Raw genomic sequence first — 2,008 nt, 5'->3', positions numbered from 1 at the left:
CCGTTACACGGCGCTGCGCTATTTCAACGTCGCCGGCGCCGACCCGAAGGGCCGCACCGGACAGTCGACGCCCGGCGCTACGCATCTGATCAAGGTGGCCTGCGAGACCGCGCTCGGCAAGCGTGCCTTCATGCAGGTCTTCGGCACCGACTATCCGACGCCGGACGGCACCTGCATGCGCGACTACATCCATGTCAGCGATCTCGCCGCCGCGCACCGGCTGGCGCTGCAGCGGCTGCGCGCCGGCGGCACAAGCCTCGTCGCCAATTGCGGTTACAGCCACGGCTATTCCGTGCTCGAGGTGATCGACAGCGTGCGCCGCGCCTTCGGCCATGATTTCGATGTCCGCATGGGCGATCGCCGGCCCGGCGACGCCGCTGCCGTGGTCGCCAATTCCGAGCTTGCCCGCAAGGAGCTCGGCTGGACGCCGCAGCGCGACGATCTCGACCTAATCGTCAACGATGCGCTGGCCTGGGAGCGCATCCTGACGACCAAGAACTCGGTTCGAAACTGAGCAATTCCAGGAAAAGTGTGTAGCGGTTTTCCGTCCGGAATTGCGTCAAGACAACTAGTCCAGCTGTTGGGCCAAGGGCTCGTCCGGCGCTCTTAGACGCGGTATTGAGCCTCATGCAGCGGTGCGCTGTGGCGCGTGCCGCTGCCATAATGCTTGAGGGGACGGCATGAAGATCCTGGTTCTCGGCGCCGGCGTCGTTGGCACGGCGGCCGCCTACTATCTGGCCAAGGACGGTCACGAGGTGACGGTGATCGAGCGCCACGAGGCGGTGGCGCGCGGCACCAGCCAGTCGAATGCCGGTCTGGTGTCGCCCGGCGACGCCACCGCCTGGGCTTCGCCCGCCGCGCTGAAGACCTTCCTGCGCGCGCTTTGGAACCACGACCTCGGCATCAAGGTGAGGCTCCGCCTCGATCCCTATTTCTACACCTGGAGCCTGCGCTTCCTGCGCGAATGCACGGTGAAGCGGCTGCGCGCCAACACTGACATCAAGCTTAGGCTCGCGCTGCATTCCCGCGAGTGCATCAATCAACTGTCGGAGGACACCGGCATCCATTACGACGAGCGCAAGAAGGGCATCCTCTACTTCTTCCGCTCGCAAAAGAGCCTCGACACCGGCACCGACAATTATCGCTATCTCGGCGAGCACGGCCTGCCGATCGAGATCGTCGGCCGCGAGCGTCTGGTCGAGCTGGAGCCGGGGCTTGCCGGCGTGAAGGAAAAGATCGCCGGCGGCATCTATTCGCCGATCGACCAGACCGGCGATTCCAAGCAGTTCACCGACAGGCTCGCCGCCTATGCCGCCGAGAAGCTCGGCGTCAAATTCCTGTTCGGCACGACGGTCCAGGGCCTCGACATCGAGGGCGACCGGGTGCGCGCCGTCATGACCTCGGCCGGCACGGTCGCCGGCGACGCCGTCGTCATCTCGATCGGGCCGGAAAGCGGCCTGTTCGGCCGCCGTTACGGCATCGACCTGCCGGTTTACCCGGTGAAGGGCTACACCGCGACGATTCCCTTGGAAGACGAAAGCAAGGGGCCGACCATGGGCGGCGCCGACGAGGACCGGCTGATCGGCTATTCCAGGCTCGGCAACCGCCTGCGCATGTCCTCGACGGCCGAGTTCACCGGCTTCGACCGCAGCTTCAAGCCCAGCGATTTCAGGACCATCCTGGAAACCGGCAAGGATCTTTTCCCGGGTGCCTTCGACGAGAAGAAGGCCGTATTCTGGGCCGGCCTGCGGCCGATGATGCCGAACTCGGTACCGGTCATCGGCCAGGCGAGATACCGCAATCTTTATCTCGACACCGGCCACGGCCATGTCGGCTGGACGATGGCCTGCGGCTCGGGGCAATTCCTGGCGGATGTCGTCGCCGGCAGAAAGCCGCAGATCGACCCGCTGGGATTGCTATACGGGACGGCACGCTGAAGGGCCCTTCGATTATTGACGTCGGCGCCGCCCCTCATCCGCCCTTCGGGCACCTTCTCCCCGTACAACGG

General features: G+C 65.3%; 2 protein-coding genes. Both read left to right on the top strand.

From position 1 onward, the window contains the following. Window positions 1-514: NAD-dependent epimerase/dehydratase family protein (locus tag EOA28_RS34095; RefSeq protein ID WP_148671048.1), on the top strand; the 514-nt coding region annotated here is incomplete at its 5' end. Window positions 515-680: 166 nt separating this feature from the next. Further along, window positions 681-1,937 carry a D-amino acid dehydrogenase gene (locus EOA28_RS34090; RefSeq protein WP_127252678.1) on the top strand — a complete coding sequence of 419 codons (1,257 nt, stop codon included), beginning with the start codon at window positions 681-683 and terminating at the stop codon, window positions 1,935-1,937. The last annotated feature ends 71 nt before the right edge of the window (window positions 1,938-2,008 follow it).

This window comes from Mesorhizobium sp. M2A.F.Ca.ET.067.02.1.1 (assembly GCF_004023285.1).
GTDB lineage: Bacteria > Pseudomonadota > Alphaproteobacteria > Rhizobiales > Rhizobiaceae > Mesorhizobium.
Note: the sequence above shows the minus strand (reverse complement) of the source record. Positions and strands in the feature narration are given on the sequence as shown.